This window comes from Actinotalea fermentans (assembly GCF_007991475.1).
GTDB classification, from domain to species: Bacteria; Actinomycetota; Actinomycetes; order Actinomycetales; family Cellulomonadaceae; genus Actinotalea; species Actinotalea fermentans.
Window position 1 is genome coordinate 92,983 of the sequence record NZ_BJYK01000008.1, and the last position, 26,578, is coordinate 119,560.

The window sequence follows — 26,578 nt, forward strand, 5'->3', positions numbered from 1 at the left end:
CGCTCCACGCCGTCGGGCGTCGGTCCCGCCGCCAGGCGTGCCGGGAATGGCAGGATCCCGGGTGAGATCTGCCCGCAACGGTCAAGACGCCCAGCGCCGAGGCCGATGACGCTGGCAGCGTCCCCCGACGCCCGGTGCCTCGTGCCCAGACGCCGCGGGACCGTTCCGGTCAGGACCAGGAGGACCCATGCAGCCGCCCGACGAGTCCGGTCGTCAGCTCCACCTCGTGCCCAGCGAGCCCGAGGGCTACCCGACCCTTCAGACGCCGTTCCACGACCTCGACGAGTACGTGCGCCTGCCGCGCATGGAGGGCCTCGTCCTGTCGCCGGACGGCTCGCGGCTCGTCACCCAGGTCTCGACCCTGAACGCCGACGGCACCAAGACGCACACCGCCCTGTGGGAGGTCTACCCGACCCGCGCCAGGCCGGCCCGCCGCCTCACGCGCAGCGCCGAGGGCGAGACCGGCGCGGCCTTCACGCCCGACGGCGACCTCCTCTTCACCTCGGCCCGCCCCAACGCGGACGCGGCCGACGACGAGAACGACAAGAAGACCCCCGCGCTGTGGGTGCTCCCCGCCGGCGGTGGCGAGGCGCGCATCGTCGCCTCGCGCCCGGGCGGCGTGCACCAGGTCAAGACGGCGCAGCGCTCGCCCGCGGTCGTCTTCACCACCCGGATGCTCCCGCGCGCCGCCGACGGCGCCGCCGACGACCGCCTGCGCGCGCTGCGCAAGGAGAAGAAGGTCTCGGCCGTCCTGCACGAGGGCTACCCCGTGCGGTACTGGGACCACGACCTCGGCCCGGACAGCCCGCACCTGCTCGGCTGGCACTTCCGGGCGGGCGACGACGTCGCGCGCTCGGTCGAGGTCGCGAGCCTGTCCGTGGAGCACCTCAAGGTCAGCGACCTGACCCCGACGCCCGGCCAGGCGCTGCTCGAGGCCGAGTTCGACCTGTCCCCGGATGGCACGTTCGTCGTCTCGACGTGGCTGGTGCCGACCGGCCGCGGCGCCTCCCGCACGCAGCTGGTGCGCATCGACATCGACACGCAGCAGCGCACGGTCCTCGTGGACGACGTCGACGCCGACCTGGGCGCGCCCGTCATCTCCCCCGACGGCGCCCTGGTCGCCTACCGCCGGGAGTCGCACTCCACGCCGACGACGGCGCCGCGCATCACCCTCGAGCTGCTCGACCTGCGCGACCCGGACGCCCAGCCGCGCCGGCTCGTCGACGACTGGGACCGCTGGGTGACCTGCCACCAGTGGCTGCCCGACGGCGCCGGCCTGCTCGTCGTGGCCGACCAGGACGGGCGCGCGCCCGTCTTCCACATCGACCTGGCCGACAGCCCCGACGGCACGGTCACCCAGCTCACGCACGACGACCACGTGTACTCCGACCTGCAGGTCGCTCCGGACTCGTCAGTCGTCTACGCGATGCGCGCGTCGTACCTCGCGCCGGCCCACCCGGTGCGCATCCAGCTCGTCGCGGACGAGAACCGCCCCCGGGGCACCGTCACCGTGCTCCGCGCGCCCGCGGCCCCGCCCACGCTGCCGGGCTGGCTCACCGAGGTCCGCACCACCGCGGGCGAGGGCGACGACGCGCACGAGGTCCGCGGCTGGCTCGCCATGCCCGACGGCGCCACCGCCACCGACCCGGCCCCGCTGCTCCTGTGGGTGCACGGTGGGCCGCTGAGCTCGTGGAACTCCTGGTCGTGGCGCTGGAACCCGTGGCTGATGGTGGCCCAGGGCTACGCCGTCCTGCTGCCGGACCCGGCCCTGTCGACCGGCTACGGGCAGGACTTCATCCAGCGCGGCTGGGGCCGCTGGGGCAAGGACCCGTTCACGGACCTCATGGCGGTCACCGACGCGACGGTCGCGCGCGAGGACGTCGACGCGACGCGCACGGCCGCGATGGGCGGCTCGTTCGGCGGCTACATGGCCAACTGGATCGCCGGCCACACGGACCGCTTCGACGCGATCGTCACGCACGCGAGCCTGTGGGCCCTGGACCAGTTCGGCCCGACGACGGACATGGCCTTCTACTGGGGCCGCGAGATGACCCCGGAGATGGCGCTCGAGAACAGCCCGCACCTGGCGGTCGGCGACATCCGCACGCCGATGCTCGTGGTGCACGGCGACAAGGACTACCGGGTGCCGATCGGCGAGGGCCTGCGGCTCTGGTACGACCTGCTCTCGTCCTCGGGCCTGCCCGCCGACGACGACGGCACGACCGTCCACCGGTTCCTGTACTTCCCGGACGAGAACCACTGGGTGCTCACGCCGCAGCACGCGAAGATCTGGTATCAGGTCGTCAGCGGCTTCCTGGCCGAGCACGTGCTGGCCACGGGCACCCCGGAGCTCCCGGAGACCCTGGGCTGAGGTCTGCGGCGGTCAGACGCCGGCGGTCTCGACGCGGTCGGCGGTGTCCCCGGCGCTGAACTCGAACGGGATCGTGCCGCCGAGGCCGATGAGGTCGAGCATCTCGATGACCAGCACGGGCGGGTCGCGCAGGACCGCCGTCGAGCCGGTGTCGGTCGCCATGCGGTGCACCTGCAGGACGAACGCGATGCCGGACGAGTCGATGAACGTCACGTCCGAGACGTCGATGATGTACGGCCCGCCCCGGGTGAGCAGGGCGACCATGGCCAGGCTGGCCTGGTCGCGCAGCGACGCGTCGACGTCGCCCCAGAGCCGGACCACCGTGCGCCGGGAGTCGTCGACGACCTCGATGCCGCCCTGCCCTGTCGCGTCCTCGCTCACGGTGCCCCTTCCCTCCGAACCTGCCCTGCCATGAACGACGCGCGGCCGGGCCCGGAAGTTCCCCGGAGCCGCGCTGCGCCGCGAACGTTGTCACCGTGCCGAGGCAGCGTACGCCCGCCGTGCGACGGCCGCGCGTCGTGCGTGTGAACGGGTGATGTCACGCGTGTCCGCAGGTCAGGAGCCGATCACGGTCGGCCCGCCGCGCTCCGCGGAACGCCTCGCTCACCCCACGACGGCGGGCCCCGCGTCGGTCAGCGACCAGTGCGTGTGGACGATCCGCCAGCCACGCTCCGGGTCGCGCCGGTACGCCTCGGTGGTGTTCCAGCGCCGCTGCCCCTCCGACCCCTGCGAGACGAACTGGAAGCTGAGCACGGCGAGGTCGCCGGCCGCCACGACCGCGGGGTGGGTGGTGGGTGCCGTGCTCATGGCGTCCTCTCCGGCCGCGCGCGGTGCGGGTCCGGGCCGGACGCTACGCCCGACCACCGACGCGTCACGCGTCGCCCGCGCCGCCCTCGGCCTCGGTCACGTCCGCGACCGTCGCGCCCAGCGCGAGCGTGAGCTGCGACCCGTCCACGGTCGCCGCGACGCCGTGCGCGCCGGCCCCGATCGAGACCGGGTGCCCGGCCACCCGCGCGTCGGCCACCACCGGCCAGGCGCGCAGCGAGCCGAACGGCGTGATGGTGCCGCGCTCGTAGCCGGTGACCTCACGCGCGACCGCGGCGTCCGGCATCGACAGCCGCGACACCTCCAGGAGCGCGCGGAGCTTGGGCCAGGAGATCGTCCGGCCGCCGGGGACCAGGACGAACAGGAAGTCGTCGTCCCCGCGGCGCACCACGATCGTCTTGATGATCCGCTCCGGCGGCAGCCGACGCGCGGCCGCGGCCTCCTCGAGGCTGCGCACGGGGCCGTGCCGCGTGATGCGGAAGCGCAGGCCCGATGCCTCGAGGGCCGCGAGCGCGCGGGCCTCGCCCTCGGACGGCTGGTGCTCGGTCGTCATCGGGCCATCCTCACATTCCGCTGGACACGCCCGGCACACTCGTCGGGTGCCGTCGATCGTCGTCGTGACCGGACCGCCCGGCTCCGGCAAGTCCACCGTCGCGGGCGCGCTCGTGGACGCGTTCGACCCGTCCGCCCTCGTGGAGGGCGACGCCTTCTTCGCGTTCCTGCGCCGCGGCATGCGCGAGCCCTGGCTGCCCGAGGCACACGAGCAGAACGACGGCGTCATCCGCGCCGCCGCCGCCGCCACCGGACGCCTGGCCGAGCGCTGCACCGTCGTCTACGACGGCGTCGTTGGCGCCTGGTTCCTGCCGACGTTCGCCGCCGCGGCCGGCGTCGGGCGGCTGCACTACGCGGTGCTGCTGCCGCCGGCGGAGGTGTGCCTCGAGCGGGTGGCGACCCGGGTGGGGCACGGCTTCACCGACCTCGACGCGGCGCGGCACATGCACGCCGAGTTCGCCCGGGCCAGGTCGGTCGCCCGGCACGTCGTCGACGTCGCGAGCGACGACGACGCGCGGACCGTCGCCGACCGCGTGCTCGCCCGCGTGCGCGACGGATCGCTCGTCTGGCCCGACTGAGGCGGGCCGGCCGGGCCGGCCGGCGTCAGCGCAGGTCGACGAACTGCGCCATCTCGGCGCGCAGGTCCGCCGCGAGCGAGGCGAGGCCCGAGCCCGTGCCGCCGTCCGCAGCGTCGGCGATGCGGGTGACCTGCTCGCTCATGCCCGACACCAGGGCGTTGATGTGCGCGAACGCCTCCGCGGCGGCCGTGGACGCGGCCTGGGCCGCACCCACCTGGACCGTGATGTCGCGCGAGCTGTCGGCGGACTCCTCCGACAGCGAGCGCACCTCCTTGGCGACCACCGCGAACCCCTTGCCGGCCTCGCCCGCGTGCGCGGCCTCGATGGTCGCGTTGAGCGCGAGCAGGCGCGTCCGGGCCGCGATGGCCTGGATCAGCCGGACGGCGGCCGCGATCTCGACCCCGCTGCGCTCGAGCGTCTCGACGGTCGTCATCGACGCCAGGGCCGCGTCGGCCGCAGCCTGGGAGGCGGCCGCCAGCTCACCCGCGGAGCGGCCGAGGTCCTGCGCGGACTCCGCGACCTGGTCGGCCACGTGCACGAGGCGCTCGGCGAGCGCGACCCGCTCGGCCCGCTCCTGGTCCGCACGCGCGGCGGCGCCGGCGAGCGAGGCGCGGCTCTCGTCGATCCGCTGGGCGCCGTCGCGGAACCCGCCGGGCATGCCCTGGACGAGGAACCGGCGGTGGAACCGCCGTTGGTCGGCGGCGGCGAGGACGGCCCGCGACTCGCGCACGTAGGCGTCCATGACGTCCGCCATCCGGTTCACCGCGGACCGCGCCGCCTCCACGGACGGCGACGCGTCGGTCACCGGGATGCGAGCCTCGAGGTCACCCTCGGCCAGGCGCGCGCAGACGTCGGCGAGGACGGCGAGCGCGGCGTCGTCGTCGCGCCCGCGTGCGGCCGTGCCGGCCTCGGGGCGTGCGTCGCCGGCGGACCGCGCCGGGCCGAGGCGCCTCATCGCCCGGCCTCCGCGCGGCCGGCATCGGCCCGAGCGGCGTCGGCGTCGGCGCCCGCGAACGACCACACGAACTCGTCGTAGGTGCGACCGTCGAGCCGCGCGTGCAGCGCCGCCGTGCCGGCGGCGATCCGGGCCTTCTTCGGGGCGTCGCCCGCCTCCGCGCGTCGGACGTCGGCGTACAGGGCCGCCATCTGCCGCCTGACCTGCGGGGGGACCCAGCGCCGGTTCGAGTGGTAGCCGACGATCCGCCCGCCCGGGCCGAAGCTCGGGGTGACGTGCGCGAGCACCCAGTAGTGCCCGCCGTCGGACGCGAGGTTGACGACGTACGCGAACAGCTCCTCGCCCGCCTGCACCGTGTCCCAGAGCAGCTGGAAGACGGCCATCGGCATGTCCGGGTGCCGGATGACGTTGTGCGGCGCGCCCACGAGCTCGCCCTCGCGGTAGCCGGAGACGTCGCAGAAGACGTCGTTGGCGTAGGTGATCCGGCCCTGGAGGTCGGTCTTCGAGACGATGATCTGCTCGCGTCCGAACTCACGCTCGACACCCGTCGGCGTGCTGGTCCGCGGTCGCATGATGGCGGGCACGACCGACCATCGGCGGGGCGCCACCGGTTCTAAGCGGAACCCGGAGGCAGGTGTTTGCGCAGGTCGGCGGCGCTCGCCGCCGCTCCCGCGACGGTCCCAGGCAGGGGCGGCGAATGCGGTGGGAGGTTCGGGCCGCGGCGGGGGAGAATGGCCGGTCGTGGGCGAGGAGCAGATCGGCGGCGACGGGCAGCAGCCCCGGCCCCGCCGACGGCGTCCCCCACGCCCCCGCGGCGAGCGGAGCGGGCGGGGCGAGCGGAGCGGGCGCGGCGGGCGCGGCGAGCGGGCGGCGTCGGGGGCCGGGAGGAGCTCCGGGGCGGACGCGCGGCGCGACCCCGAGCGGCACACGCCCCACGCCGCGGCCAGGCGGGCGCGGCTCGCGGAGGTGCGCCGCGCCGTCGTCGTGCCGCCGATCCGCTACCCGGAGGAGCTGCCGGTCTCCGCGCGTCGGGAGGAGATCGCCGCGGCCATCCGGGACCACCAGGTGGTGATCGTCTCGGGCGAGACCGGATCCGGGAAGACGACGCAGCTGCCGAAGATCCTGCTGGACCTCGGGCGCGGACGGGACGGCCAGATCGGGCACACGCAGCCGCGGCGGATCGCGGCGCGGACCGTCGCGGAGCGGATCAGCGAGGAGATCACGGGCGGCGCGGGCGCGCTGGGGACCGTGGTCGGCTACCAGGTGCGGTTCACGGACCAGTCGTCGGAGGGGACGCTGGTCAAGGTCATGACCGACGGCATCCTGCTCGCGCAGATCCAGCGCGACCCGAAGCTGCTGGCCTACGACACGCTCATCATCGACGAGGCCCACGAGCGGTCCCTGAACATCGACTTCATCCTCGGCTACCTCACGCGCCTGCTGCCGCAGCGGCCGGACCTGAAGGTGGTCATCACCTCGGCGACCATCGACTCCGAGCGGTTCGCGCGGCACTTCGGCGCCCCGCCCAGCGCGGCGGCGCCCGACGGCGTCCCCGCCCCGGTCGTCGAGGTCACCGGCCGCACGTACCCGGTCGAGATCCGCTACCGCCCGCTCGGCCCGGACGACGAGCCCGACGACGACGCGGACGACGAGTCCCTCGACACCGCGGACCCCACCCCCACCCGCCCCCCCACGCGAGAGTGGAGCGTTCCCGACGGACACGCCGGGCGTGTCGGTCGGAAGCGCTCCACTCGGGGCACGAAGGCTCCACACGACGGATCGGGGACGGGTCGCGGCGAGACGCGGGACGTCATGACCGCGATCTGCGAGGCCGTCGACGAGCTGACCCGCGAGGGGCCGGGCGACATCCTCGTGTTCCTGTCCGGCGAGCGGGAGATCCGCGACGCCGAGGACGCCCTGCGCGCGCACCTCGGCCCCCGCGCGTCGGACCCGCGGACGCCGGGCGCGATCGAGATCCTGCCGCTCTACGCGCGGCTGTCGTCGGCCGAGCAGCACCGGGTGTTCGAGCCCCACGCGCTGCGCCGGGTGGTGCTCGCGACGAACGTCGCCGAGACCTCGCTGACCGTGCCGGGCGTGCGGTACGTCGTCGACCCGGGGACCGCGCGCATCTCGCGGTGGTCCAAGGCGACCAAGGTGCAGCGGCTGCCGATCGAGCGGGTCAGCCAGGCGTCGGCGAACCAGCGCTCGGGTCGGTGCGGCCGCGTGGCCGACGGCATCGCGATCCGCCTCTACTCGCGCACGGACTTCGAGTCGCGGCCCGAGTTCACCGAGCCCGAGATCCTCCGGACGTCGCTCGCGTCGGTGATCCTGCAGATGGTCGCGGTGGGCGTCGCCGCCACGCCCGACGACGTCGCGCGCTTCCCCTTCGTCGACCCGCCCGACGTGCGCGCGGTCCGCGACGGCGTCCAGCTCCTCACCGAGCTGCACGCGCTCGAGCCGACGGCCGGGGGGAAGAGCCGGCTGACCGACGTCGGACGCGCGCTCGCGCAGCTGCCGATCGACCCGCGGCTGGCGCGGATGATCGTCGAGGCCGGACGCCGCGACTGCGCGCGCGAGGTGATGATCGTCGCCGCCGCACTCTCGATCCAGGACCCGCGCGAGCGCCCCGCCGAGCAGCGCGAGGTCGCCGACGCCGCGCACGCCCGCTTCGCCGACCCGACGTCGGACTTCCTCACCTACCTGAACCTGTGGACGTACCTGCGCACGCAGCAGCGCGAGCTGTCCGGCTCGGCGTTCCGGCGCCTGTGCCGCGCGGAGTTCATCAACTACCTGCGCGTGCGCGAGTGGCAGGACGTCGTCGCGCAGCTCCGCGAGCTGGCCAAGCCGCTGGGCATCACGGTCCGCCCGCCGGCCAAGGTCTCCACTCCCGACGCGAACGCTCCACACGAGGTGGTCGACGGCGAGGGCGGCGACACCGAGCCGTTGCGGCACGCGTGGGACGCGGACCGGATCCACCAGTCGATCCTCGCCGGGCTGCTCTCGCACCTGGGCATGCAGGAGGCCACCGAGGTCCGCGTCGGCGCGCGGGGCGGCGCCACGGGCGGCCGCGACGGCACCGGCGGCCGTCGCCAGCAGGCACGCAACGAGTTCCTCGGCGCGCGCGGGGCGCGGTTCGCGATCTTCCCCGGGTCCGGGCTGGCCAAGCGGCCGCCGTCGTGGGTGATGGCCGGCGAGCTCGTCGAGACCTCGCGCCTGTGGGCGCGCGACGTCGCCCGCGTGGAGCCCGAGTGGGCCGAGGAGCTCGCGGAGCACCTGGTCAAGCGCACGTACTCCGAGCCGACGTGGTCCGCCAAGCAGGGCGCCGCCGTCGCGACCGAGCGCGTGCTGCTCTACGGCCTGCCGATCGTCGCCGGGCGCCGCGTGCTCTACAGCCGGGTCGACCCCGAGCACGCGCGCGAGCTGTTCATCCGGCACGCGCTCGTGCAGGGCGAGTGGACCACCCACCACGGCTTCTTCGCGCACAACCGCTCACTGCTGGCCGAGGCCGAGCAGCTCGAGAACCGCGCCCGACGCCGCGGCCTGGTCGCCGACGAGGACGCCCTCTTCGACTTCTACGACGACCGCCTGCCCGCCGACGTCGTCTCCGCCCGCCACTTCGACACCTGGTGGAAGAAGGCGCAGCGCGAGGACCCCGGGCTCCTCGACTTCTCCCTCGAGATGCTCGTGGGCGACGTCGCCGTCGACGAGCACGCGTTTCCGTCGATCTGGCCGCAGGGCGACCTCGAGCTGCCGCTGGCCTACCAGTACGACCCGGGCGCGGACCACGACGGCGTCATGGTCGACATCCCGCTCTCGGTCCTCCCGCGCGTCCGGCCCGAGGGGTTCGACCGGCTCGTGCCCGGGCTCCAGGAGGAGCTCGTGGTGGCGCTCATCCGGTCGCTGCCCAAGGCGCTGCGCGTGCCGCTCGTCCCCGCACCCGACGCCGCACGCGAGCTCGTCGCCTGGATCGCCGCGAACGAGCCCGCCTGGGAGGACGCCGTCCGCGCGGGCGACATGGCGCCGTCGTTCCAGGCGGTGCTCTCGCGCGCGGCGCGGGCGGTCCGCGACGTCGAGGTGCCCGACGACGCCTGGGACGCCTCTCGTCTTCCGCCACACCTGAGGATGCGGTTCCGCGCCGTCGAGCAGCGCGGGAGGGCCGTGCAGGTTGTGGACGAGGCGGACGACCTGGTCGTTCTGCAAAGACGGCTCGCGACACGGGCCGAGGACGCGGTGCGGTCGGCCGTGCGGTCGGCGGTTCGGTCGGCGTTGCGTGAGGCGGCGGGCGAGGGAGTGTCTCCCTCGGCTGGGTCCGGCGACGGCTCGGGGGCGCCCGCCCCGCCCGGGCCTCCTTCGTCGGCCATGCCCGAGCCGAACCCCGGCGGGCGCCCCCGCGCCGTCGCCTCTGCTGGTGAGGTCGCCGCGCGCTCGGGTCGGGTTGGGGGGGCTGCAAGGCTGCCGAGCCTCGAGCGCGCGGAGCTCACTACCTGGCCCGCGGACCTGCCGCAGGGGCGGATCCCCGACGTCATCGAGACGACCGCCGCGGGGATGGCCGTGCGGGCGTGGCCGGCGTACGTCGTCGGGAAGCCGCTCGGGAAGGACGCCGGGAAGGCGGGCGTGCGCGCCGTCGGGCTGCGGGTCCTCGCGACGCAGGCGGAGCAGGTGACCGCGCACGGCGTCGGGGTGCGGGAGCTGCTGCTGCGGGAGGTGGGGCTCGCGACGGGGCGGATCACCACGCGGTGGACCAGTGCCGAGTCGCTCACGCTCGCCACGAGCCCCTACCCCACGACGGACGCCCTGGTCGCCGACCTGCAGCGGGCGGCGATCGACGCCGTCGCGGCCGAGCGCGGCACCGACCTGGCCGCCCTGCGCGACGCCGACGCCTACGCGGCGCTGCGCACCGTCCTGCGCGACGCCCTCGAGGACCGGACGTACGCGGTGGCGCGCGACGTCGTCGGCGTCCTCACCGCGGCCCGCGAGCTCGACGCGGCCCTGCGCGCGACCACGAGCCTCGCGCTCCTGTCGACCGTGCACGACGTCCGCGGCCAGGCGGCCGGCCTGGTCCACGACGGCTTCGTGGCCGACGCCGGTGCCGCCCGCCTCCCGCAGCTGGTCCGGTACCTGCGCGCGGCCCGCCACCGGCTCGCCAAGGCCGCCGAGAACCTCGCCCGCGACGAGTCGCTGGCCTGGCAGGTCGCCGACGTGCTCGCCGACTACGACGACGCCGTCGCCGCCGCCCGCACCGCCGCGCCCGACGCCGCCCGCGACGCCCGCCTGAGCCAGGCCCGCTGGCTCCTCGAGGAGCTGCGCGTCTCGCTGTTCGCCCAGCAGCTCGGCACCCCGGTCCCGGTCAGCGCCAAACGCATCCGCGCCCTCCTCGCGCCCTGACGCCCGCGCCCGCCGCCGGCAGAGTCGAGGTCGAGGTCGAGGTCGAGCCTTGCGCTCGAGGTCGAGCGTCCGAACGCTCGACCTCGAGCGGAGAGCTCGACCTCGGCAATGGGGGCGGGGTTCGGCACGCGCCACCGACGAGCCCGCGCAGTCGACCCGCCCGCGCCACGCCGAGTGGTGGACGCTCCCACAGCTATCACCGGGGTTTCCGTACATTTGCGGCGTGACGGACACGTCGGAGGCTGCCGCGCTCCGCGCGCTCATGGGCGGCAAGGCCACGCCGCCGGACATGCGCACCCTCAAGGCCGTCCACCGCGGGCTCGTGCTGCTCTCCGACGAGGCGCCCGTCGTGTGGGAGGGCCCCGCCGACGACGCCGCCCCCCGCCGCGCCGGCTGAGCCGACCGCACCGAACGTCAGCCCGCGCGTCGGCGGAACAGCACCACCGCGCCCACGCGCGCGACCAGGAACACGCCCGCGCACCACGCGAGCGCGACCCACGGCTGGGCCTCGCCGGCGCCGGTCAGCCAGGCCCGCACGGTGTCCGTCACCGGCGTCACCGGCTGGTAGCGGGCGACGAGCTCGAGCACCCGCGGCATCGTCTCCGGCTGCACGAACGCGCTCGACACGTACGGCACGAACATGATGACGAAGGAGAACCCGCTCGCGGCCTCCGGCGTCGACGCCACCACGCCGATGCACACGGCCACCCAGGTCAGGGCCAGCACGTAGAGCGCGACGACGCCCGCCACGGCCAGCCAGCCGCCGAGCCCCGCCGTCGGCCGGAAGCCCGCCGCGAGCGCCACGCCCACCACGAGCACCGTCGACACGACGTTGCGGACCATCGACTCCACCACATGCCCGGTGAGCACGGCCGCGGGCCGCATCGGCAGCGACCGGAATCGGTTCATCAGCCCGCCGGTCATGTCGGTCGCGACGCCGACGGCCGTCGTCGACGCCCCGTAGCCCGCGCACAGGAGCACGATGCCGGGCACGACGTAGTCGACGTACTGCATGCCCGTGTCGATCGCCCCGCCGAAGACGTAGACGAACATCGCCATGATCATCACCGGCAGGGCGATGCCCATGATGAGCGTGTCGGGGGTCCGCAGCGACCGGCGCAGCGTCCGCCCGATGAGCGCCCAGGTGTCACGCGCGGCGGTCGCGGCGCCGGCCACGGCGCCACTCACAGCGGGCCGGTCGATCGTCGTCGCGGTCATCGGGCCACCTCCTGCAGCGGGGCCGACGCGCGCCGGCCGGGGTCGTCGGACGCGCGGGCCGCGCCCGGCTCCGCACCGGGCACGTGTGCGCCGGTGAGGGTGAGGAAGACGTCGTCGAGCGTGGGGGTGGCCAGGCGCCAGTGCGCGACCGGCCGGTCCTCCGCCTCGACGAGCGCGAGGAGGCGCCGCGCGTCCCCGACGGAGCCGTCCGTCGCGAGGCGCTCCACCCGCCCGTCGACCAGCTCGAGCTCCAGGTGCGCACTGCCCACGCGCCGCTTCAGCTCGGCGGCGGTCCCCTCGGCGACCACGCTGCCGCGGTCGAGCACGGCGATCCGGTCCGCGAGCGCGTCCGCCTCCTCCAGGTACTGCGTGGTCAGCAGGACGGTCGTCCCCTCGCGCACGACGCCGCGGATCACCTCCCACAGGTCGGCGCGGCTGCGCGGGTCCAGGCCGGTGGTGGGCTCGTCGAGGAAGATGACGCGCGGCCGGGTGAGCAGCGAGACGGCCAGGTCGAGCCGCCGGCGCATGCCGCCGGAGTAGGTCCGCACCAGGCGGTCCGCGGCGTCGGTCAGGTCGAACGCGTCGAGCAGCTCGGCGGCCCGCGGCCCGACGGCGGCCCGCGGCAGGTGCGCGAGGCGCGCCATGAGCACGAGGTTCTCGCGCCCCGTGAGGAGCTCGTCGAGCGCCGCGTACTGCCCGGTGAGGCTGAACAGGGTCCGGGCGCGCTCGGGCTGGCGGACGACGTCGACCCCGCCCACGAGCGCCTGGCCGCCGTCGGGCCGCAGGAGCGTGGCGAGGACGTTGACCATCGTCGTCTTGCCGGCCCCGTTGGGGCCGAGGAGCGCCAGGACGGAGCCCTCGGGGACGGCGAGGTCGACGCCGTCCAGCACGCGGGTGGGGCCGACGCTCTTGCGGAGACCTCGCGTCTCGATCATCGCGGCCATGGCCACCCTCCCTTCTGTGTATGCCGTACACGAATATTGCTGTGTAGCATGTACACAGTTACGGCGGCTGTCAAGGGACGGGCGTCGGCCGGCGTCGAGGAGGACCGTGAACGAGCGCGACCGCCAGCGCGCGGAGCAGGCCGCCGAGAAGGAGCGCCAGCGGGCCGAACGCGACCGGCAGCGCGCCGCCGAGATCGCCGAGAAGGAGCGCGTCGCGGCGGAGCGCCAGGCCGCGCGCCTGGAGCGGGACCGGCGCCGGCTCGAGGAGGCCGCCGAGAAGGAGGCCGCGGCCCGGCGTCGGGAGCACGAGCGGGCGGTCGAAGGGGCGGCCAAGGAGGCCGCCCAGGCGGCGCGCGAGGCCGTACGCGCGGCCCTGGACGCGCAGGTCAAGGCGCAGCGCGCCGAGCGCCAGGCGGAGCGGGCGCGGCTCCGCGCGGAGGCCGCCGGGCTCACGCCCGGGCGCCCCGCCGACCTGCCCTCGCCGCTCGCCGCGCTCTGGCGGACCGCCGAGGGCCCCCGCCGCGGGCCGCGCCCCACGCTGACCCTCGACCAGATCACCCAGGCGGCGATCACCCTCGCCGACGCCGAGGGCCTGCGCGCGGTCTCGATGGCGCGCGTCGCCGAGGCGCTCGGCGTCACCACGATGGCGCTCTACCGGTACGTCACCTCCAAGGACGAGCTGCTCGGCCTCATGTACGACGCCGCGATCGCCGACGAGCCGGGACCCGAGGTCCTGGCCCCACCCGCCGCCGACGCACCGGCGTGGCGAGTCCGGCTGCACGCCTGGTGCGACCGGCAGCTCGCGCTCACGGTCCGGCACCCGTGGCTCATGCACGCCGCGGACGCCATCCCGGCGCTGGGTCCGCGCCGCGTGCAGATGCTCGAGGAGGGCCTCGAGACGCTCGCGGACACGCCGCTGCCCGTGGGCCAGCGGGTCGAGGTCCTGGGTGCGGCGTCCCTGCTGATGCTCAGCGAGGGCATGCTGCTCGCGGCGGCGCTGGCGCCGCGGGGCACGGGCGACGCGCCGCCGACGGACCAGCCGGCGGGCGCCGCGGCGCACCCCGCGCTCGTCGACTTCGGCGGCCTCCTGCGCCTGCTCACGACGCCGGACACCCACCCGCGGGTCTGGGAGGCGCTGGAGGTCGGCGGGTTCGACGACGAGCCGGGCACGGACGGCGGCTACGGCGGCGCGGGCTTCCGCGTCGACCTCCTGCTCGACGGCGTCGCGCACCTGGTCGCCGCGGCAGAGGCGGCGGCGGGGCCCGGGGCCGGCGCGGGCCCCGCCGCACCGTCGACCACAGCCGACCACGACTGAGCGCCGCTGTGGATGGCGCGGGCCGCGCGTCGGGCGGTGCCGTTAGCGTGCGCGCCATGGACCAGACCGGCAGGCGCTGCTTCGGCGACGGCGACCCCCTGTACTCCGAGTACCACGACACCGAGTGGGGCGTGCCCGTGCGCGGGGAGGCCGAGCTGCTCGAGCGGTTCTGCCTCGAGGCGTTCCAGTCCGGGCTGTCGTGGCTCACGGTGCTGCGCAAGCGGCCCGCGTTCCGCGCGGCCTTCCTGGGCTTCGACCCGGAGGCCGTGGCGCGGCTCGGCGAGGACGACGTCGCCCGCCTGCTCGCCGACCCGGGCATCATCCGCAACCGCGCGAAGATCGAGGCTGCGATCGCGGGCGGGCGCGCGGTGCTCGGCCTGTGGGAGGCCGGGCGGACGCTCACCGACCTCGCCTGGTCGCACGCCCCCGAGCCCCGGGCCGAGGCCGACCGGCCGCGGACCTACGCCGACGTCCCGGCGTCGACGCCCGCGGCCGTCGCCCTGGCCAAGGAGCTCAAGAGCGTCGGGTTCCGGTTCATCGGACCCACCACCGCCTACGCGTCGATGCAGGCGTGCGGGCTGGTCGACGACCACCTCGCGGACTGCCCGGTGGTGCTCGCGCGCTAGGTCAGGCCGACCCGACGTGCGCCGCGAGCGCCTCGACGATCCGCACGTCGGCATCGAGCCAGGGCACCGAGAGCCAGGCGTCCGGCTCGAGCCACCGCAGCTCGTCGTGCTCGACCAGCGGCGCCGGGTCGCCCGACGTCACCCGGGCCAGCCACAGACGCATCGTGTAGCGCTCGGAGAGGCGCCAGGCGCCGTCGTCGGGCCCGACCAGCTCCGCGCCGAGCTCCACGGCGATCCCGAGCTCCTCGCGCAGCTCGCGGTGCAGCGCCTCGACGGGCGTCTCGCCCGGGTCCACCTTGCCGCCGGGGAACTCCCACCGGCCGGCGAGCCGCTCGGGGTTGCGCCGTCGGGCGGCCAGGAGCAGCCGCGGCCGGGTCAGGTCGTCCACCAGGGCCGCGGCCACGACGACGATCGGGTGGCTCACGCGCCCAGCCTCCCAGACGCGAGCCACCGGCCCGCTCACTCGGGCAGGTGCCACTCCGGGCGCGCCGCGGCCACGATCTCGGCCGCCACCGCGGACGGCGCCTCGCCGCGGCGGCCGCCCCACCAGGCGCGCGGCTCGAGCGGCAGCAGGTACAGGTCGAGCGTCCGCCCGGCCGCGGCCTCCGCGACCACCAGCCGGTTCAGCCGGCAGGCCTCCTCGTGCCGCTTGCTCATCGCGTCGCGGCGGGAGATGTGCCCGAGGCCGTCGCGCACCCCGAAGGTCCGCTCGAGGTCGTTCGACCCGCCCACGTACCGGGCGACGCCGGCGGAGACCAGCGCGTACACGCCCGGCCGGCGCGGGACGGCGAACTCCGGCTCGATCCGGCCGAAGGGGCCGAGCGCCCAGGCCGGGTAGCGGTGCTCGACGGCGGCCATGTCGGCCAGCGGGGAGTGCACGATCACCGTGCCGTTCGCGTCGCGCTCCACGAACAGCCGACCGGCATAGGAGAGCACACGCCTGGCCAGCACGATGTGGTCGGGCGCCCAGTGCTCGTCCAGCACGGGACCGAGCGGAGGTTCCACACGCTCTCCTGCGGACATGACGAGGGCCCGGGCAGAGCCGGAGCACGTAGATGGTGCTCCGACACTACCCGGGCCCGGGAGGTCGAGTCGGCAAGCCCCCGCCGACGAGGGGTCCCGGTGCGCCCTGGGGCGCGTGCCGGGAACGCCGACGTCGCCGCCGGCGCGAACGGGCGGGCTCAGCGCAGGCCGATGGCCTTCGCGCAGGCGACCGCCTCGGCGCGGGTGTTCACGCCCAGCTTCTTGTACACCGAGCGGACCTGGGACTTGACGGTGTTCCGCGTGACGAAGAGGCGCGTCGCGATCTGCTCGAGCGTGACGTCCTCGTCGAGGTTCGACAGGATCACGCGCTCACGCCGCGTCAGTGCGGTCCGCTGGGTGGGGACCTCGCGCAGTTCCATCATCATGACCTCCAGGTGTTGCCCGGGTGCTGGGGGGGCACCGTCGCTGTCGCTACACCTGAAGAGAGCGTGGACTTCACCCGCGATGACGCGGTTTTCACCCGAACTTGCGGCCGGATGCAGTTGCGAGCCTTCTGATGACCCGCTAAGAGCGTGATCAACTCGGCATTGCCGCAGGTCAGCGACCTGAGAGCGGGCTCACACCTTCGGGTGACACAATCACCCGTTCGGAGTAACGCCCGTCAGCTCGCGGCGTGCGCGCGGTACTCGTCGGGGCCCATCAGCTCGCCGAACGACGTCGCCGACACCTTGATCAGCCAGCCCGCGCCGTACGGGTCAGAGTTCACGACGGCCGGGTCCGTCATCGCGCCCTCGTTGACCTCCACCACGGTGCCGTTCACCGGCGAGTACAGCTCCGAGACGGACTTGGTCGACTCGATCTCGCCGCACACGCCGCCTGCGATGACGGCCGTGCCGACCGCGGGCAGCTCGAGGAAGACGATGTCGCCCAGCGCCTCGGCCGCGACGGCCGTGATGCCGATGGTGACGGGGTCCTCGTCCGTCACCCACTCGTGCTCGGTGGTGTAGCGCAGGTTGTCGGGGATGTGGCTCACGGGGACCTCCGGTCAGGCGGGACGACGGTAGAAGGGCAGGTCGACGACGCGGACCGGCTCGAGCCGGCCCCGGACGTCGACCGACAGCTCGGTGCCGGGCGCGGACGCCTCGGGCGTGACGTAGGCCATCGCGATCGGCCGGCCCAGGGTGGGCGACGGCGCCCCCGAGGTGACCTCGCCGGCCCGGGCGTCGCCCCACAGCACGGGGTAGCCGTGCCGGGCGGCCCGGCGGCCGAGACCCTCGAGGCCCACGAGCAGCCGCGCCGGCTCCGACGACGCGCGGGCGGCGAGCGCCTCCCGGCCCACGAACGGGACCGGTGCGCCGTCGTCGGTGGTCTTGTCGAGGCGGACCACGCGGCCGAGGCGCGCGTCGTACGGCGTCGTCGTGCGGTCGAGCTCGTTGCCGTACAGCGGCATGCCGGCCTCCAGGCGCAGGCTGTCGCGCGCGGACAGGCCGGCCGGGACCATGCCCGTCTCCTTGCCCGCCACCATGAGCGAGGCCCACACGTGGTCGCCGGACTCCGCGGGAACGAACAGCTCGAACCCGTCCTCGCCCGTGTAGCCGGTGCGCGCGACCATCGCGGACACGCCGGCCACGGTCGCGGGGACGGCCGCGTAGTACTTCAGCCCCACGACGGCGTCCCGGTCGCCCTCCTCGACGGCGGCCGCGACGATCCCCTCGGCCGCCGGACCCTGGACCGCGATGAGCGCCACCTCGGCCGAGGCGTCGCGCAGCGTCACGCCCTCGCCGGCGCAGCGCACCCGGAGCTCGTCGGCCACGACGGCCGCGTTGGCGGCGTTCGCGACGACGAGGAACTCCTCCTCGCCCGGCCGGTAGACCACGAGGTCGTCGATGACGCCGCCGTCGTCCGCGCAGATCATGGTGTAGCGCGCGCGGCCGACCTCGAGGCGGGAGATCCACCCGACGAGCGCGCGGTCGAGCGCGGCACCCGCGCCCGGGCCGCTGAGCCAGATCTCGCCCATGTGCGACAGGTCGAAGAGACCCGCGGCCTGGCGCACGGCCTGGTGCTCGGCCAGGTCGGACGCGTACCGCAGGGGCATCAGCCAGCCCGCGTACTCGACCAGCGTGGCGCCCAGCGCGACGTGCGTGGCGTGCAGCGGGCCGCGGCGCGCGCCGCCGTCGTCGCCGCCCGCCGCGTCCTCCGCGCCGGCCTCCGACCCGAGGACCGACCGGCTCGGCGGGACGACGCCCCGCGTCTCCGTCGCCTCCCGCAGCTCGCGGCGGGTCAGCGGCGCCGACGCGGCCCCGGTCTCGCTCTCGCTCATGCGTACTCCTCGATGGGTGGGCAGGCACACACCAGAGTTCGGTCCCCTGCAGCGTTGTCGATCCGTCGTACCGGAGGCCAGTACTTGTCGTGCCGCAGGCTCGGCAGCGGGTAGGCGGCGAGCTCGCGACTGTAGGCAGCCTCCCAGACGTCGGCGCTCACGCACGCAGCGGTGTGCGGCGCGCCGCGCAGCGGGGAGTCCGCGGCGGTCCACTCGCCGTCGGCCACGCGCTGGATCTCGCCGCGGATCGCGACCATCGCGTCGCAGAACCGGTCGAGCTCGGCGAGGTCCTCGCTCTCGGTCGGCTCGACCATGAGCGTGCCCGCGACCGGGAAGGACAGCGTCGGCGCGTGGAAGCCGTAGTCGATGAGCCGCTTGGCCACGTCCTCGGCCGTGACGCCCGTCGCCGCGGTGAGCGCGCGCAGGTCGAGGATGCACTCGTGCGCGACGCGCCCGCCCGGGCCCGTGTAGAGCACGGGGAAGTGCTCGGTCAGCCGCGCGGCCACGTAGTTCGCGGCCAGGACGGCGTGCTCGGTCGCCGACCGGAGCCCGTCCGGCCCCATCAGCGCGACGTACGCCCAGGAGATCGGCAGGATACCCGCCGACCCGTGCGGCGCCTGCGCGACGGCGGTGCCCCCCCGCCCCGGCAGGAACGGCGCCACGTGCTCGGCCACCGCGACCGGCCCGACGCCGGGGCCGCCGCCGCCGTGCGGGATGCAGAACGTCTTGTGCAGGTTCAGGTGCGACACGTCGCCGCCGAGCTCGGCGGGCCGCGCGAGCCCGACGAGGGCGTTCAGGTTGGCGCCGTCGATGTAGACCTGCCCGCCGGCGTCGTGCACCGCGGCGGTGACCTCGCGGACCTCCGCCTCGTAGACGCCGTGCGTGGACGGGTAGGTGAGCATGATCGCCGCGACCTGCGGCCCGTGCTCGGCGAGGAGCTCGCGCAGGTGCGCCAGGTCGATGGTGCCGTCGGCGGCCGTCTTCACGACGACGACGCGCATCCCCGCGAGCACGGCCGACGCGGCGTTCGTGCCGTGCGCCGAGGCGGGGATGAGGCAGAGGGTCCGCGCGTCGTCCCCCCGGGAGCGGTGGTAGCCGCGGATCGCGAGCAGGCCCGCGAGCTCGCCCTGCGAGCCGGCGTTCGGCTGCAGCGAGACGGCGGCGTACCCGGTGATCTCCGCCAGCCAGGCCTCCAGCTGGGCGATGAGCTCGGCGTAGCCGGCCGCCTGGTCGGCGGGGGCGAGCGGGTGGACGTCGGCGAACTCCGGCCAGGAGATCGGCTCCATCTCGACCGCCGCGTTGAGCTTCATCGTGCAGCTGCCCAGCGGGATCATCGTGCGGTCCAGCGCGAGGTCCTTGTCCGCGAGCCGCCGCAGCCAGCGCATCATCGCGGTCTCGGACCGGTACCGGTGAAACACCTCGTGGGTGAGGAACTCCGACGTCCGCCGCAACCCCGCCGGAATCCCCCCCTCCCTCAACTGGAGCACCGTGGCGCCACCGTGCTCCAGTTGAGCCGATTCCCCGCCGCCATGCACCACTTGAGTGAAGGAGGCGAGGACCTGCGCGATGTGGGCTGGGGTGGTGGTCTCGTCGGTGGTGATGCCGACGTGGTCCGCGTCGACGTGGCGGAGGTTGATGCCGCGGGCCAGGGCCGCGGCGACGACCGCGTCGGCGGCGCCCGGGACGTGGGCCAGGACCGTGTCGAAGAAGGCCTCGTGCACGACGGCGACGCCCAGGTCGCGCAGGCCGCTCGCCAGGGCGACCGCGCGGGCGTGCACCCGCTCGGCGATCTCACGCAGGCCGTCGGGACCGTGGTAGGCCGCGTAGGCCGCGGCGACGACGGCGAGCAGCGCCTGCGCCGTGCAGATGTTGCTCGTGGCCTTCTCGCGGCGGATGTGCTGCTCACGCGTCTGGAGCGCGAGGCGGAAGGCGGTGGCGCCGTCGGCGTCGTGCGAGACGCCGACCAGGCGGCCCGGCAGGGTGCGCTCGAGGCCCTGGCGGACGGCGATGAACGCGGCGTGCGGGCCGCCGTAGAACATCGGGACGCCGAACCGCTGCGCCGACCCGACCGCGACGTCCGCGCCGAGCTCGCCGGGCGGCATCAGGAGCGTGAGCGAGAGCAGGTCGGCCGTCACGGTCACCAGCGCGCCCCGGTCGTGCGCGGCGTCGACGAGCGGGCGCAGGTCGCGCACGACGCCCGAGGCGCCTGGCTGCGCCAGGACCACGCCGACGACGTCGGGCAGGTCCGCGGGGAGGCCGTCCGTGAGGTCGGCGACCACCAGCGGGAGGCCGACCGCGTCCGCGCGCCCGCGCACCACCTCGAGCGTGCGCGGCAGGCACTGCGCATCCACGACGACGACGCCGTCCTCGCGCCCCTTCACCGCGCGGCGCATGAGGAGCACGGCCTCGGTGACGGCGGTCGCCTCGTCCAGCAGGGAGGCGCCGGCGACGGGGAGCGCGGTGAGGTCGGCGACCATCGTCTGGAAGGTCAGCAGCACCTCGAGCCGGCCCTGGCTGATCTCCGGCTGGTAGGGCGTGTAGGACGTGTACCAGCCCGGGCTCTCGAGGACGTTCCGCCTGATCACGGGCGGCGTCGTCGTGCCGTGGTAGCCCAGCCCGATCATCGAGGTGACCACGCGGTTGCGGCCGGCGATGGCGCGCAGCGCGTCGGCCACCTCGGCCTCGCCGCGCGCGGCGGGCAGGTCGAGCGGCCGGTCGCTGCGGATGGCCGCCGGGACGGCCGCGTCGACGAGCGCCTCGAGGGAGGGCGCGCCGACGACCTCCAGCATCCGGGCGACGTCGTCCCCGCGCGGTCCGACGTGACGGTCGACGAAGGCACGGGCGGGCGGGGTGCTGGTCACGGACGACTCCTCCGGCAGGGTCGGTCAGGGCTGGCCCGGCGCGCCGGCAGGCGACGCGGCGCGAGCGCGATGGACCTCCCCGCTCTGTCGTCAGGGGCGTGGGCCCCGACCTGAGAGTTGTGCCGCGCGACCGGCCGGTGGGCCGGGCGGACGGCGTGCACCGTCGGTGGGCCGCTGGAGGTCCAGCGGCCGCTTTCCAGAGTTGCCTCGCCGCGGCGGTACGGGGGCCTGAGAGATTCCCGGGGAGGTTGCTCCTTCGGCGCCGTCGGCCCGGCCGGAACCGGACCCGCACGGACTCTCCCACCGCGGCTCGAACAGCGACGTCTTCGGTTGTGACCCCGAGCATAGGGCTCCGGCGCGGCCGCGCAGCCGGAGCGTCCGTGGCCGGCCGGAGCCCCGTGCCCGGAGGGTCAGAGGGTCTGGTCGTCGATCGCGGCGTCGCCGGCCTTGGCCTTGATGCTCTCGATCGTCGACAGGGCCGACGCCTTGGCCTTGTAGCCCTCGCTGATCGCGACGGTCTGGCCGTTGCTCGCGACGAGCTTGAAGCGGAACTCGCCTGCCTTGTCCTTGGTGATGACGAACTTCACGACGGCTCCTTCGCCACAGCCACCGGCACCCTTGCCGACGGTCATGGGCCAGTCCTACTCCCGCAGGGGCCCGCGTGTCCTGCGGTCGGGGTCGACGATCCGTCAGTCGGCCGCGAGGAGCCCGCGGGCGGTGAGCTCGGTCCGGACGTACTCGACGACGCCGTCGGCCGCCGCCTCGATCTCCGCCAGCGTCACCTCGAAGCCGGCCTGGTCGCCGTACCAGGGGTCGTCGACGTCGAGCAGGTGCTCCGAGCCGCCCGTGGGCGCGGCGGGGTCGAAGCTGCGCAGCATGCGGACCCGGTCCGCGACGCCGTCGTCCGGGGCGAGCGCGCGCAGGGCCCGGGCGTGGGACGCGGTCATCGGCAGGAGGAGGTCGCGTGCGGCCAGGTCCTCGCGGCGCACGCGGCGCGCGACGTGCGCGGGCACGTCGTAGCCGTGCGCGGCCAGGACGCGGCGAGCGCGCGGGTCGATCGGGCGACCGTGCTCCTCGTCGCTGATGCCCGTGGAGTCGACCGTCACCACGTCGCCGAGGCCCGCCGCCGCGAACCGCTGCGCGAGGACCACCTCCGCCATCGGCGAGCGGCAGATGTTGCCCGTGCAGACGGTCATCACACGGAAGGTCGGTCGGCTCACGGTCCCTCCTCCACGACGTCGGCCGGACGCGCGGCCCGCAGCAGCACACCCCGGCCGCCGTCGAACGTCATGCCCGCATAGTCGGCGATCCACCCCTCGAGGACGAAACCGCGCCGCTCGTGCAGCGCGACGGACGCCTCGTTGCGGGCGTTCACGACGCTCCACATCCGGTCCGAGCGCCCCCATGCCCACCCCGTCAGGGCGGCCAGGAGCTGGTCGCCGACGCCGCGGCGCCGGTGCTCCGGGTGCACGGTCAGCGCCGTGACGTGCGGTCCGTCCTGCGCACCCGGGCGCCCCCACGCGCCGGCCATCGCCCAGCCGACGACGGCGCCGCCCACCTCCGCCACGAGCACCCGCCGCTCGGCGTCGTCCACCCACCCGGGCAGGCGCCGGTGCACGTCGAGGCCGGGCCCGCCCCGCGTCGCGGCCACGGCGGCGACGGCCGCGGCGTCGTCGGCCCGCGCCGTCCGCACGCCCACCGCGGCGTCCCGGACGCCCCGCGCGAGCGGCTCGAAGACGGCGAAGTCGGGCACGGGTCGATCCTGCCAGGCGGTCCGCCGGTCCTAGGCTGGGCAGCCATGAGCAGCGAGATCAGCGCCGTCGACCGTTCGCGCGACGTGCCGCCGTGGGCCATCTCGTTCTCGCCGCTGGTGACGTTCGCGGGCTGCGCGCTGACCGCGGTCCTCTTCGCGGGGCTGCTCTACCTGTGGCTGGAGCTCGTCGTGCCCGACGGCGTCCTCGCCTCCGACGACAGCGCGGCCCGGATCACGGCCGTCGTCGGCGTGATGGGCGGGGCGCTGCTGCTGCTCCTGGGTCCGTTCGCCGCGCTCGGTCTCGGGCGGCTGCTGCGGCGTTCGGCGAGCACGGCCGCGCACGTCGTGACGTTCACGTTCGCGGGGTCGATGGTCGGGGCGCTCGCCGGCGCGGGGCTCGGCGGGCCGGACGTCGCGGTGTCGCTGCTCGCCCCGCTCGGCCTGGCCGCGGGCCTGGCCCGGCTGGCCGTCAGCCCGTTCGCCCGGGAGAAGTACACGGACGCCTGACCGGGCGCGGGCGTGGAACAGCCCGTGGGCTGCCGGATGTCGGCGCGCCGTGCTGGACGAATGCACGGCACCCACGGGCTGCGGTGACTGCCGGGGTCTCGCTGCCGCTGAGCGGCGGGACCGGAAGGCAATCCGTCCGATGCTCTCGGGCGACTAGCGGGCAGTCACCTCACGCGTCCAAGTGAAACTCATCTGTTGGACCACCTCCCTTCACGTGTCCGACGACCGTACGTCGCGTTCGCGGACCTGCCAAGGGATTTCCGGGTGCTGCTCACCACAGCGCGCCGGGGAATACGCTCCCTGCGCCGCCGCGGACCCGCGGGGAGCCCCGCCGCTCCTGACGGCGCGCCGTCAGGCCGGGAGCCCTACGCTGCCAGACGGCACGAGGTCGGAGACGGGGAGGCGGGATGGCGCACGGACGGCGCGGCGCAGGTCGGACGGCGGCGGCCGGTGCCGTGGCGGCGCTGACCGCGTGCGCGGCCGGGCTCGCCGCCTGCACGGCACCCCGGCCCGACACCCCCGCCCCGACGCCCACGCCCACGCCGGTCCTGCAGGGCGAGGCCCGGCTGCCCGAGGGGCCGGCCGCGGTCCTGGCGGGCGCCGACGACGTCGCGCTGGCGCTCGCGGCGAGCGCGTCCCTCTACGCGTCCGCGCCCGTCGTGGTGCTCGCGCCGTCGCTCGACCCGGTGGCCCAGCTGCGGGGCGCGTCGATCGCCGTCGCGCTCGGCGCGCCGCTCCTGCTGGAGCCGCTGCCGCAGCCGCTCCCCGACACGACCTCCGAGGACGGGACGGCGGCCGGGGAGACGCCCTCGGCGGACGCCGCGGGCGGCGCGGGGACAGCGGACGCGGCGGGGGCAGCGGACGCGGCAGCGCTCATCGCGGAGCTCGAGCGCCTCGGTGCCGTCGCCCTCGTCACCGTGGGCGCCGTCGGCGCCGGGGAGGCCGCCGGCCTGGACCTCACGGCCGACCTCACCGCGGTGCCCGCCCCCGCGGATGACGCCGACCTGGCCGCCCTGCTCCGCACGGACCTGGCGCCCTCGCCGGTGCTGCCGAACGACGCCGGCACGGGCGACGTCGCCGCCGTCGTCGGGCTCGACCGCGAGGCCCCGACCCTGCTCACCACCGACGCGCCGCCGGAGGAGACCCCCGCAGACGAGACCCCCGCGGACGAGACCCCCGCGGCGGACGCCGCGACGAAGGCGGCGACCGGCACGCCCGAGCCCACGCCGTCGGGCCCGGCCCTGCCGCTCACCGAGCTGCCGGAGGCGCCCGACGGCGGGCTCGTGCTCACCACGGGCGACCCGAGCGAGATCGCCGCCGTCGCCACCGCGCGGGCCGCCGGCGTCGACGTGCTGGAGGTCCGCAGCGGCGACCCGCGGCGCGACCCCGCCGTCGTGCAGGCCGTCGCCGCGGCCGAGGCGACGACCGTCGTCGGCATCGGCGGGGCGTTCGGCACGCCGGAGGACCTGGCCTGGAAGGCCGCGACCGCGGCCACGGGGGTCGAGCTCCCCGGCGGCGGCCAGCTGGTGTTCACCGGCCCGGCCACCGGCCGCCGGATGGTCGCGATGTACGGGTCGCCGGGCATCCCGGCGCTCGGCATCCTCGGCGAGCAGGACGTGACGGCGAGCATCGCCCGCGCGCAGGGCCTGGCCGCGGAGTACCAGGCGCTCACCACCGACGTCGTCGTGCCGGCCTTCGAGATCATCGCGACGATCGCGGACCGGCCCGCCGGCGCCGACGGCAACTACTCCAACGAGCTGCCGGTCGAGGCGTTCGTGCCGTGGGTCGAGGCCGCGCTCGAGGCGGGCGTCTACGTCGTGCTCGACCTGCAGCCCGGGCGCACGGACTTCGTCACCCAGGCGCGCCTGTACGAGTCACTGCTGCTGTACCCGAACGTCGGGCTCGCGCTCGACCCGGAGTGGCGGCTCGGGCCCGACCAGGTGCACCTGCGCCAGATCGGGTCGGTCGGGATCGACGAGGTGAACGCGGTCGGCGACTACCTGAGCGAGCTCACCCGGACCCACCACCTGCCGCAGAAGCTGCTCGTCCTCCACCAGTTCATGCAGCGGATGGTCGACGGGCGCGAGCGCCTCGACACGGCCGACCCCGCGGTGCAGGTGCTCATCCACGTCGACGGCCAGGGCAGCCAGGGGGCAAAGGCGGGCACCTGGGCGAACATCCTGCAGGGCGCGCCCGCGAACGTCGTGTGGGGGTGGAAGAACTTCATCCACGAGGACGTCCCGATGGCGACGCCCCAGCAGACCTACCAGGTGCAGCCCCTCCCGCACTTCGTCAGCTACCAGTAGCCGGTGCGGCGGGCGGTCACCGGTCAGACGGGCACGCGCTCCTGCTGCGGGATGAACGGCAGGAAGACCCGCGAGGTCGCCAGCTGGCTGGCCATGGCGGCGAGGCGCGCAAGAACCTCGGGGGAGAGGGTGGCGGTCTCCATCGACGACAAGTCGCCGACGCGGGGGTCGAAACCAGCCGGCTCACACATGGCGGCCATCCTTCGTTCGGTAGCCCGGCTGACCGTCGTGGGTCCCGTGGCTTTGCGTCCCCGCCTTGCGACGGGTTTGCCTTTTCGCTGACGGGACGAGCGTACGTGACGGATGTGAGCGCGCACAGGCCCAGGTACCCGTTCGCCGCAACCGCTGGGGCGTTTTTCACCCGGTCCCGCGAGTGTCGCTCACCCGGACGGAGCAGCCGACCTCTCATCCGCGGGGAGGGCCGGCCGATCGGAAGACGTTCGCCGTCCACGAGGGGAGTCGCCGGATGGAGGCTGTCGCCGCCATCGGCCAGCGGATCGCGCAGATCCAGGGCCGGATCGCGCAGGTCAGCGCGCCGTCGGCCAGCTTCGAGAGCGTGCTCGGCGAGGCCGTCGTGGCCGAGCTCCGCGGGTCGCCCGCCGCGACCGCGAGCTCCGCCCCTCTGGCGGGCCTGACGGGCGTCGTCGCCGTCGGCTCCGGGAAGGACCGGGTGGACGCCAAGGGCGTGCCGATCGAGCTCAAGGCCTACGGCAACGGGCGCGTCCCCGCCGCGGCCCTGAGCACCATCGCCGGCACGTCGCACACGCTGTGGGAGCCCGCCGCCCGCTCGTTCGAGGCGATGCAGTCCGCCGCCGCCGCCGAGGGCGTGACCATCGGCATCACGGACTCCTACCGGACCTACGAGACGCAGGTCGACCTGGTCGGCCGCAAGGGGCTGTACTCGCAGGGCGGCCTCGCGGCCACGCCGGGCACGAGCATGCACGGCTGGGGCGTCGCGCTCGACCTGAAGCTCGACTCCTCCGCCCAGGCGTGGATGCGCCAGAACGCGGGCCGCTTCGGCTACGTCGAGAACGTGGCCCGCGAGCCCTGGCACTGGCAGTACGCGCCCACGCGCTGA

26 protein-coding genes and 2 riboswitches are annotated in these 26,578 nt (G+C 75.3%); of the genes, 9 read left to right on the forward strand and 17 right to left on the reverse strand.

The features are described from left to right. The first annotated feature begins 187 nt into the window (after nucleotides 1-187). Nucleotides 188-2,371, forward strand: coding sequence for a S9 family peptidase (locus tag AFE02nite_RS11620; protein WP_146819695.1), 2,184 nt, complete (start codon nucleotides 188-190; stop codon nucleotides 2,369-2,371). A 12-nt stretch (nucleotides 2,372-2,383) separates the two neighbouring features. On the opposite strand, the gene AFE02nite_RS11625 is transcribed toward AFE02nite_RS11620, so the two are convergent. The 3 genes from AFE02nite_RS11625 to AFE02nite_RS11635 form a co-directional block, all read right to left on the reverse strand. After that, nucleotides 2,384-2,752 (reverse strand): STAS domain-containing protein, encoded by a 369-nt coding sequence (locus AFE02nite_RS11625; protein WP_034247878.1) that lies wholly within the window; start codon nucleotides 2,750-2,752, stop codon nucleotides 2,384-2,386. A 222-nt stretch (nucleotides 2,753-2,974) separates the two neighbouring features. After that, the gene (locus AFE02nite_RS11630) at nucleotides 2,975-3,178 is read right to left on the reverse strand and encodes a nuclear transport factor 2 family protein (RefSeq protein ID WP_052113924.1); all 204 of its coding nucleotides are present in this window, start codon (nucleotides 3,176-3,178) and stop codon (nucleotides 2,975-2,977) included. A 64-nt stretch (nucleotides 3,179-3,242) separates the two neighbouring features. Further along, nucleotides 3,243-3,749 carry an aminoacyl-tRNA deacylase gene (locus AFE02nite_RS11635; RefSeq protein WP_034247879.1) on the reverse strand — a complete coding sequence of 169 codons (507 nt, stop codon included), beginning with the start codon at nucleotides 3,747-3,749 and terminating at the stop codon, nucleotides 3,243-3,245. A 46-nt stretch (nucleotides 3,750-3,795) separates the two neighbouring features. Here AFE02nite_RS11635 and AFE02nite_RS11640 point away from each other — a divergent pair, with 46 nt between their 5' ends. Then, nucleotides 3,796-4,326, forward strand: a complete 531-nt coding sequence (locus AFE02nite_RS11640) for an AAA family ATPase (RefSeq protein WP_052113925.1) — start codon at nucleotides 3,796-3,798, stop codon at nucleotides 4,324-4,326. A 25-nt stretch (nucleotides 4,327-4,351) separates the two neighbouring features. On the opposite strand, the gene AFE02nite_RS11645 is transcribed toward AFE02nite_RS11640, so the two are convergent. Beyond that, complete coding sequence (locus AFE02nite_RS11645) at nucleotides 4,352-5,281, reverse strand: methyl-accepting chemotaxis protein (RefSeq protein WP_146819697.1); 930 nt, start codon at nucleotides 5,279-5,281, stop codon at nucleotides 4,352-4,354. Next, nucleotides 5,278-5,865 (reverse strand): PAS domain-containing protein, encoded by a 588-nt coding sequence (locus AFE02nite_RS11650; protein WP_261765593.1) that lies wholly within the window; start codon nucleotides 5,863-5,865, stop codon nucleotides 5,278-5,280. The genes AFE02nite_RS11645 and AFE02nite_RS11650 overlap by 4 nt, the downstream gene beginning before the upstream one ends. A 157-nt stretch (nucleotides 5,866-6,022) precedes the next feature. On the opposite strand from AFE02nite_RS11650, the gene AFE02nite_RS11655 reads away from it, so the two are divergent. Both AFE02nite_RS11655 and AFE02nite_RS17450 read left to right on the forward strand, forming a co-directional pair. Then, nucleotides 6,023-10,666, forward strand: a complete 4,644-nt coding sequence (locus AFE02nite_RS11655) for a DUF3418 domain-containing protein (protein WP_407643097.1) — start codon at nucleotides 6,023-6,025, stop codon at nucleotides 10,664-10,666. Nucleotides 10,667-10,889: 223 nt separating this feature from the next. Continuing rightward, complete coding sequence (locus AFE02nite_RS17450) at nucleotides 10,890-11,063, forward strand: hypothetical protein (protein WP_186814549.1); 174 nt, start codon at nucleotides 10,890-10,892, stop codon at nucleotides 11,061-11,063. A 17-nt stretch (nucleotides 11,064-11,080) separates the two neighbouring features. On the opposite strand, the gene AFE02nite_RS11660 is transcribed toward AFE02nite_RS17450, so the two are convergent. Continuing rightward, nucleotides 11,081-11,884, reverse strand: coding sequence for an ABC transporter permease (locus tag AFE02nite_RS11660; RefSeq protein ID WP_052113940.1), 804 nt, complete (start codon nucleotides 11,882-11,884; stop codon nucleotides 11,081-11,083). Next, nucleotides 11,881-12,828 (reverse strand): ATP-binding cassette domain-containing protein, encoded by a 948-nt coding sequence (locus AFE02nite_RS11665; protein WP_052113939.1) that lies wholly within the window; start codon nucleotides 12,826-12,828, stop codon nucleotides 11,881-11,883. The genes AFE02nite_RS11660 and AFE02nite_RS11665 overlap by 4 nt, the downstream gene beginning before the upstream one ends. Nucleotides 12,829-12,934: 106 nt before the next feature. On the opposite strand from AFE02nite_RS11665, the gene AFE02nite_RS11670 reads away from it, so the two are divergent. After that, nucleotides 12,935-14,143 carry a TetR/AcrR family transcriptional regulator gene (locus AFE02nite_RS11670; protein ID WP_146819698.1) on the forward strand — a complete coding sequence of 403 codons (1,209 nt, stop codon included), beginning with the start codon at nucleotides 12,935-12,937 and terminating at the stop codon, nucleotides 14,141-14,143. 56 nt (nucleotides 14,144-14,199) lie between these two features. Further along, nucleotides 14,200-14,769, forward strand: coding sequence for a DNA-3-methyladenine glycosylase I (locus tag AFE02nite_RS11675; RefSeq protein WP_034248980.1), 570 nt, complete (start codon nucleotides 14,200-14,202; stop codon nucleotides 14,767-14,769). A gap of 1 nt (nucleotide 14,770) precedes the next feature. On the opposite strand, the gene AFE02nite_RS11680 is transcribed toward AFE02nite_RS11675, so the two are convergent. From AFE02nite_RS11680 to AFE02nite_RS11720, 9 genes are all read right to left on the reverse strand, one after another. Continuing rightward, the gene (locus AFE02nite_RS11680) at nucleotides 14,771-15,193 is read right to left on the reverse strand and encodes a (deoxy)nucleoside triphosphate pyrophosphohydrolase (protein ID WP_146819699.1); all 423 of its coding nucleotides are present in this window, start codon (nucleotides 15,191-15,193) and stop codon (nucleotides 14,771-14,773) included. 35 nt (nucleotides 15,194-15,228) lie between these two features. Further along, complete coding sequence (locus AFE02nite_RS11685; protein ID WP_034248982.1) at nucleotides 15,229-15,774, reverse strand: GIY-YIG nuclease family protein; 546 nt, start codon at nucleotides 15,772-15,774, stop codon at nucleotides 15,229-15,231. Between the two features lie 176 nt (nucleotides 15,775-15,950). Next, complete coding sequence (locus tag AFE02nite_RS11690) at nucleotides 15,951-16,175, reverse strand: helix-turn-helix domain-containing protein (RefSeq protein WP_407643098.1); 225 nt, start codon at nucleotides 16,173-16,175, stop codon at nucleotides 15,951-15,953. A gap of 239 nt (nucleotides 16,176-16,414) precedes the next feature. After that, nucleotides 16,415-16,786, reverse strand: coding sequence for a glycine cleavage system protein GcvH (gene gcvH, locus AFE02nite_RS11695; RefSeq protein ID WP_034248984.1), 372 nt, complete (start codon nucleotides 16,784-16,786; stop codon nucleotides 16,415-16,417). A 12-nt stretch (nucleotides 16,787-16,798) separates the two neighbouring features. Next, nucleotides 16,799-18,073, reverse strand: coding sequence for a glycine cleavage system aminomethyltransferase GcvT (gene gcvT / locus AFE02nite_RS11700; protein ID WP_146819700.1), 1,275 nt, complete (start codon nucleotides 18,071-18,073; stop codon nucleotides 16,799-16,801). After that, entirely contained in the window at nucleotides 18,070-20,934 is a 2,865-nt protein-coding gene (gene gcvP, locus AFE02nite_RS11705; protein WP_034248713.1) for an aminomethyl-transferring glycine dehydrogenase, read from the reverse strand. The genes gcvT and gcvP overlap by 4 nt, the downstream gene beginning before the upstream one ends. A 206-nt stretch (nucleotides 20,935-21,140) precedes the next feature. After that, a riboswitch (glycine riboswitch) is annotated at nucleotides 21,141-21,247 on the reverse strand. A gap of 97 nt (nucleotides 21,248-21,344) precedes the next feature. Beyond that, nucleotides 21,345-21,521, reverse strand: a complete 177-nt coding sequence (locus AFE02nite_RS11710; RefSeq protein ID WP_261765594.1) for a YegP family protein — start codon at nucleotides 21,519-21,521, stop codon at nucleotides 21,345-21,347. 102 nt (nucleotides 21,522-21,623) lie between these two features. Beyond that, entirely contained in the window at nucleotides 21,624-22,130 is a 507-nt protein-coding gene (locus AFE02nite_RS11715) for a low molecular weight protein-tyrosine-phosphatase (protein ID WP_034248717.1), read from the reverse strand. A gap of 20 nt (nucleotides 22,131-22,150) precedes the next feature. Then, nucleotides 22,151-22,687: a GNAT family N-acetyltransferase gene (locus tag AFE02nite_RS11720; RefSeq protein WP_146819701.1), complete on the reverse strand. Its 537-nt coding sequence runs from the start codon at nucleotides 22,685-22,687 to the stop codon at nucleotides 22,151-22,153. A 45-nt stretch (nucleotides 22,688-22,732) separates the two neighbouring features. Here AFE02nite_RS11720 and AFE02nite_RS11725 point away from each other — a divergent pair, with 45 nt between their 5' ends. Beyond that, nucleotides 22,733-23,194, forward strand: coding sequence for a hypothetical protein (locus AFE02nite_RS11725; protein WP_034250226.1), 462 nt, complete (start codon nucleotides 22,733-22,735; stop codon nucleotides 23,192-23,194). Nucleotides 23,195-23,601: 407 nt separating this feature from the next. Continuing rightward, nucleotides 23,602-25,500, forward strand: coding sequence for a hypothetical protein (locus AFE02nite_RS11730; protein ID WP_146819702.1), 1,899 nt, complete (start codon nucleotides 23,602-23,604; stop codon nucleotides 25,498-25,500). A gap of 23 nt (nucleotides 25,501-25,523) precedes the next feature. On the opposite strand, the gene AFE02nite_RS17455 is transcribed toward AFE02nite_RS11730, so the two are convergent. Further along, entirely contained in the window at nucleotides 25,524-25,691 is a 168-nt protein-coding gene (locus tag AFE02nite_RS17455) for a hypothetical protein (RefSeq protein WP_186814550.1), read from the reverse strand. Between the two features lie 15 nt (nucleotides 25,692-25,706). After that, nucleotides 25,707-25,782: riboswitch (cyclic di-GMP riboswitch) on the reverse strand. Between the two features lie 184 nt (nucleotides 25,783-25,966). On the opposite strand from AFE02nite_RS17455, the gene AFE02nite_RS11735 reads away from it, so the two are divergent. Further along, nucleotides 25,967-26,578 (forward strand): M15 family metallopeptidase, encoded by a 612-nt coding sequence (locus AFE02nite_RS11735; protein WP_034248530.1) that lies wholly within the window; start codon nucleotides 25,967-25,969, stop codon nucleotides 26,576-26,578.